The 5319-nt window shown below is 35.6% G+C and carries 3 protein-coding genes; 2 read left to right on the forward strand and 1 reads right to left on the reverse strand.

Annotated elements, in window-relative coordinates; genetic code table 11:
• Positions 1–78 precede the first annotated feature (78 nt).
• Positions 79–1068 carry an AraC family transcriptional regulator gene (locus JO950_RS21150; RefSeq protein ID WP_202704418.1) on the forward strand — a complete coding sequence of 330 codons (990 nt, stop codon included), beginning with the start codon at positions 79–81 and terminating at the stop codon, positions 1066–1068.
• Between the two features lie 54 nt (positions 1069–1122).
• On the opposite strand, the gene JO950_RS21155 is transcribed toward JO950_RS21150, so the two are convergent.
• Entirely contained in the window at positions 1123–3549 is a 2427-nt protein-coding gene (locus JO950_RS21155; protein WP_202704419.1) for a TonB-dependent receptor, read from the reverse strand.
• Positions 3550–3808: 259 nt separating this feature from the next.
• On the opposite strand from JO950_RS21155, the gene JO950_RS21160 reads away from it, so the two are divergent.
• Positions 3809–4969 (forward strand): MFS transporter, encoded by a 1161-nt coding sequence (locus tag JO950_RS21160; RefSeq protein WP_202704420.1) that lies wholly within the window; start codon positions 3809–3811, stop codon positions 4967–4969.
• Positions 4970–5319 lie beyond the last annotated feature (350 nt).

The raw sequence follows: 5319 nt of genomic DNA on the forward strand, positions 1-5319 counted from the left end.
ATGAAATCGTCTTGTAATTAGTAAGTTATAGACTATAATTATGCGTTTAAACCCGTAGCAGCAAATAGAATTTTAGCGATGAAAACAGTGATGAGAAGTGATATTTTTAAGCGAGAACTGGTTGTTGTAAATGATCCTATTCGGTTTAATAAGGAAGATCTTGTCGAGAAGAAAATCAATTATAATTACAAAGGAATTAGAGGTGTCATTACCGATATAATGTTAGATGGGGTTCATTTGGTGGCAAGAGATCTAATAATAGAAAATGAATTTTACTCGATTGAAGTAGAGCACGATTTTTCGTTCATAAAGCTTCATATTGAAATGGAGGGTGATAATGAATACTGCCCCGAGAATGCATCAGACAGAGGGATTTATATTCCGCAGGGACACTATAATTTGTTTTATTTGCCCAAAATAAAAGGCATTTTAAATTATCGGACTAAAAGAAGAAAAACGCTCGAAATCACGTTTACGGCATCCTATTTAGAGCAGCTGTTTTACCCAAATTTAAAAACCACCATTCCGCTTTTGGCAGAAGCAATAGCTACTCATACCTCATACGCAATGTGGGATACGAGCAAAAGTATTTCGCCTAAACTGAATGTTTTGATAGAAGATATCTTGCAATGTTCGTACTCCGGAGCCATTAAAAAAGCTTTTTTGGAATCAAAAGTAGTAGAGATTCTTTCGTATTTATTTACCATTATAAATGAAGAAGAAAATACCAAAGTAAGCGTAGAACTTAGTGCATGCGATTATGTTAAAATCCTTGAAGTCGAAAATATTTTAAAAACACAATTTAAAGAAAAACATACTTTAGCGAGTATTGCATCGCAGGTAGGACTGAATAATTTTAAAATTAAAAAATATTTTAAGATGGTTTTTAATGCTACTGTTTTTAATTATTTGACGCAGGTGAGAATGGAATATGCGAAACAAATGATATTAGAAAAGGATCTCCCGATATCTGTTGTTTCTGAAGAATTAGGTTATAAAAACCCGCACCATTTTACAGTGGCTTTCAAAAAAACGTTTGGATATCTGCCCAGTAAGCTAAAAAAGTAAAAGGGACTAATCTTTTAAATTAGCCCCTTTTTTATCTTTATCAGAGAGTTTGTATTAGAATTTGTAGGCGAAACTGGCTACAACATTTCTGGGTTTTTGTGGATTTAGAGTAGACCACCCACCATTAAAATAGTCTTTGTTTGCAATATTATTGATGTTAAAAGCTACGCGGAATTTATTTGAATTATAGAAAACCGAGCCATTGATTACAGTATAATCCGGCAATACAAATTTTCCGGTTTTGGAACTGTTCAGAATGGCATTTTCACTGGCATAATTTCCTCCAAAACCAATACCGAAATTCTCTAATGTACCTTCTTCAAATTTATAAGTAGCCCATAAGTTTACTAAGTTTTTAGGACCTGACCAAAAGGGTCTTTTGCCTTGCTCCAGCCAAACATTTCCAACATCACCTTTTGTAATTTTACTGTCGTTGTAGCTGTATCCGGCAATTATACTTAATCCTTTTATTGGCGCAGCATTCAGGTCAAATTCAAAACCTTTGCTTTGCGCTTCACCACCCTGGGAGCTGTACAATGGATTACTGGTCACTAAATTGGCTACATTAATGTTATAGTAACTCACAGTAGCATTTAATTTATCTTCGAAAATAGTCGCTTTAACTCCAAATTCCAATTGATTGGCATGTTCCGCCTCAAAAGTTTTGGAACCGATTAAATTGCCATCAGAGTCATAAGTCACGGCTGGAGCAATATTTCTGAAGCCATTCATGTAATTGGCAAATACGGCTAACTTATCTTCGACGGGCTGGTATAATAATCCGAATTTTGGAGATAAAGCCGTTTGTGTATAATCGTCATTCTTATTTTTGATGTCACCTTTCGTATCAAAATAATCAACTCTTAAACTAGCCATGGCTAACAATTTAGAAGTAATGTTAAGTACATCAGACGCATAGACGCTATAAGTCGCATCTTGTTGATTAAAGTTTCCGGCCTTTTCATTTGCCAGAAGTTTATCAACAGACGTTTGGGTCAGATAATAAGGATTGGCAGCATTTAATTGTCTCACTTCGCCCTGTGCTGTAATGTTGTAAAGACGGCCATAACCGGAACCTCCGGACATTACATTTCTTTCAAAATAATCCAAACCTGCAACAAGACGATTGCGCATGGATCCAATTTTAAAATCACCAATAAAATTCTGTTGAATATCAGTTGTTACGGTTTGTGATTGTTCTTTGGTGATGTTAAATCCGAAATCTTTATTTCCGTCTTCATTGTCATAGATATAAGTGTAATAACCTCTCGATTTTGATGAACTTCTGGATAAAACCGTTTGCGAAGTCCATTGCTCAGAAATTTTGTAATTCATCTGTCCCTGAAGACTGTATCTTGGATTTTTTATTGATAGATCGTTGCTGTAAAATGATAAATCGGTATTATAGTTTAATTCGGCTAAGTTAGCATATTGTAAAGCGGAATCTCTGCCTAAAAATAGCATTGAGGGCGTTGTTTTTTCTTCCAGCATTAACTCCGTATGGATCAAAAAGGAAAGCTTATCGTTTACTTTATAAGAAAGGGAAGGAGCTACAAAAAATGAAGTGCGAAATCCGGCATCCTGGAAACTGTTTTCGGTTTGATAAGCAGTATTAATTCTAAAAATAACATTATCGGCATCGTCTAGAGGAGTATTGATATCGGCAGTAATACGATTTAAACCGAAACTTCCGGCCAGATAAGAGACTTCACCACCAAAGCCACTATATGGTTTTTTGGTAACGGTATTAATAAGTCCGCCATAGCTCACTAAACTGCTGCCAAATAAAGTTCCGGATGGACCTTTTATGACTTCGATGCGTTCAACGTTTGCCGGATCTAAACTTCCGTTGGTTAAACCCGGTAATCCGTTTACAATATTGGCCTGGACTTCAAATCCACGAAGACTATAATACGAACCACCATCACCGCCACGACCTGTAGATTCCCATAACTTTTGAATTCCGGGTACATTTTTTAAGGCATCTTCATAATTTGTAATGGCTTGTTCCTTAATTAATTCAGATGAAACGATATTGTAAACCTGGGGATTTTCGACATTTTTTAAAGGCATTTTTGAAACATAAGTACTTTGCTTCGGAAAAGCTTTTCTTCGATTATTGGTAATGATTACCTCTTTTAACTGTTTGTTTGAAACCTTCAATTGTAAGTTAAGTGTTGTAGTTTCATTGATCGAAACAATTACTTCCTGTTCCAGAGTTTCATAACCGGCTAAAGAAACTTGCAAAGTGTAGGTGTTTGGTCTTACTCTGTTAAATTCAAAAGCGCCGTCCTCATTACTAATGGTAGTGTATTTTGAGTTTTTAAGGATAACATTTACACCTGGTGCAGCATCACCATCAGATGTTGTGATTGTCCCTTTTATTTTTCCGAAATTTTGCTGGGCAAATGAACCGAAAAAAGAAAAAAGGAAACTGATTGTAAGTAGAAAACGATAGGTTTTCACAATAGAATATTTCATTTTATATTGAGTTTGGTTAAAATAATTATTTTTATTTAGAATTAATAAAAACAGTGCAAATGTAAAGAATACTATTTCTTTAACAAATAGTTTGGAGCTTGATTTTATGAAGTTTGAGTTATATTTGAGTTACTTTTTTCAAAATTTAGAGGGGTATATGCAGAATGAATTAAATTTCTGACGTTTATTAAAAAACTTAAAAAGAGTAGCAGTTACATGCTGAAAGCCTTAATTTTGTATCCAAATTGAAAACTTCCCCATGATTTTACCTTTCTTGAAAAAACTGCAGCATTCACCTAAAGGATACCGTTTGGCCAATACTGTATTTTTTTTCCTCTCAGGATTTGGATATTCTTCCTGGGTGTCCCGTATTCCGCATATACAGGCGCAATTGCATCTGTCTGAAGCTGAGTTTGGCGCTGTCTTATTTGCCTTTCCGATTGGTTTAATGCTGACCATGCCTTTTACAGGAATGCTGTTAAATAAATACAGCAGTCGTTATGTTATGCTGTTGGGAGCCATCATGTTTAATATTGCTCTGGCGTTACCCGGTTTAGCAGCTTTTGTATGGCAGTTGGTCGTCATACTTTTAATTTTTGGAGCTTCGAGGAACATTTTCAACTTATCCATAAATGCACAATCACTGGAGGTTCAGAAATTATATCCAAAATCAATTATAACCCGTTTTCATGCCGTATGGAGTATAGCTGTTTTTTCGGGAGCAGGTTTGGGTTATGTAATGGTGACACAACATATTGCACCGATTCATCATTTACTTGGCGTTAGCGTTTTTATGATGGGGCTTACGGCTTGCTTTTATCCGATGAGTATCCATAATGAGCCTGTGCCGGTAAAAAAGAAGTTCTTTTCGATGCCGGAAAAAAATCTGATAAAGTTCGCCCTGATTTGTTTTGTGTCTATGGCCTGCGAAAATACCATGTACGACTGGAGCGGTATTTATTTTAAAAACATACTAAAAGCTTCTCCAAAACTAACCAGCGCCGCCTTTGTCTTTTTTGCAACAGCAGTAACCTTGGGACGTCTGTTTGGGGATTATGGCGTAATGAAATTTGGCACCAAACGGATTTTGTTTTACAGCGGAGTTTTAATCACAACGGGTTTTGCGATTTGTTTTGCCCTGCCGTATGCTTATCCAACAATTTTTGGCTATGTCCTGATTGGATTTGGAGTTTCCTGTGTCGTTCCGCTTGTATTTAGTATCGCCGGAAGATCATCTAAATTAAGCAGCGGTTCAGCCTTAACCTCTATCTCTACAATTGGCTATCTAGGATTTTTACTGGTTCCGCCTATGGTTGGTTTTATCTCTGAATATTTAAGTATGAAATGGGCATTTTTAATAATGGCACTTCTGGGGATACTGATGATTTTGATGGTCAATAAAATCGGGGAGAAGGAGTGATTTTTTCTGAGGGGCTAAGATACTAAGCTTTTGTTGGAAAGGGACTAAGCTACTAAGTTGCTAAGGTTCTGAGTTTTTTTAATCGCGAAGCTCGTAGTTTTTAAATTTCGTAGGGATGAACTGTTTTTTTGAGTTGCTAAGGCACTGAGATACAAAGTTTCAAAGTTGTTTATTGTTTAATCTTTAATAAGAGATATGAAGCAGAGAAAAATTATTAGAATTCCCGTGAATAAAAGAATTTTTGTAAATTGTTTATCTTTTAGATCCCCACTTTTTTTCTCAAAATAGCTTTTATATCTAAACATTGTCCCTCTTCCTGTTTCATAAGGGATTAATTCCCTATTGTATAT

The organism is Flavobacterium sp. UGB4466, assembly GCF_903469665.1.
GTDB lineage: Bacteria > Bacteroidota > Bacteroidia > Flavobacteriales > Flavobacteriaceae > Flavobacterium > Flavobacterium lipolyticum.